This window comes from Nocardioides sp. CPCC 206348, assembly GCF_048654705.1.
In the GTDB taxonomy this organism is placed as follows: Bacteria; Actinomycetota; Actinomycetes; order Propionibacteriales; family Nocardioidaceae; genus Nocardioides.
On record NZ_JBMCZA010000135.1, the window covers coordinates 1 to 840 of the forward strand.

2 protein-coding genes are annotated in these 840 nt (G+C 64.3%); both read right to left on the reverse strand.

Annotated features, from left to right (window positions below; all coding sequences use genetic code 11):
* Positions 1-395 (reverse strand): hypothetical protein (locus ACOADB_RS08685; protein WP_378597560.1); only part of this gene is annotated, 395 nt, incomplete at its 3' end.
* A gap of 1 nt (position 396) precedes the next feature.
* Positions 397-840, reverse strand: a 444-nt coding sequence (locus ACOADB_RS08690) for a DUF6318 family protein (protein ID WP_378597561.1), incomplete at its 5' end; no start/stop codon positions are given.

Sequence of the window (840 nt, forward strand, 5' to 3'; positions counted from 1 at the left end):
GGCTGGATCACGAGCTTGGCCGCGGGGAGCTTGAGCTCAGCGAACGCGGTGCGGACGATGCTGACGGTGAGGACCTCCGGCCCAGAGTCGGGCGGTAAGCAGAAGCCGAAGGGCAGCACGCTCCCGTCGTTCACCGTGACTACTTGCTCAGCCCCGGAACAAGCCTGACCACCTGCGGTGAACACAGGCTGACCGTCGGACGAGTGGCTTGCGTCAGCGCCGCCGGTCTGCGCATTGTCGTCCGCTTGCTCGACTACCTCGACCAGCAAACTGTCCGACGAAACCTCACCCGTCGCTGACGACGTTGCGGGAGGCGGATCGTTCTCGTCTGCATTGGCTGGTGCCGCGATCGCCACGGCGAGGATCAGGAGCAGCAGCGAGGCGACCTTGGTCATTTCAGCCCACCTGCAGGACGTCGAGGCGCCACCGGCCATCAGCCCACATGATCAGCGCGGTGAAAGCATTGGTTGCAGCGCCTCGTTCCTCTGTGTCTCCGTCGCTGTCGGTGAGAGTTTGCTCGTCGTGGAAGACGTCGAGTTTCATTTGGAAGCCGTACGCGGCCTTTGACGTTGTCGTGACCTCTGTCGCGCTGATCGACTTCAGAGAGTTGACGCCTCCGTCAATACGTCCGCCGTCCTCGTACTGGTTCCGGAGTCGCTCGGCGAGGTCCTCGCATGCGCCGCACGTCGATGCGGAGAGGGCATTGAGGGTGCTTACCTCGCCGGTCGCTTGGGCGTAGTTGATGACGTCGAAGTAGTAGGTGATGAACGCCCGAGCCCCGGCCTCGGTGGCCTTGGTGGCAGCCGCGGGCAGCACCGGCTCGACCGGCTTCTCGGTCGG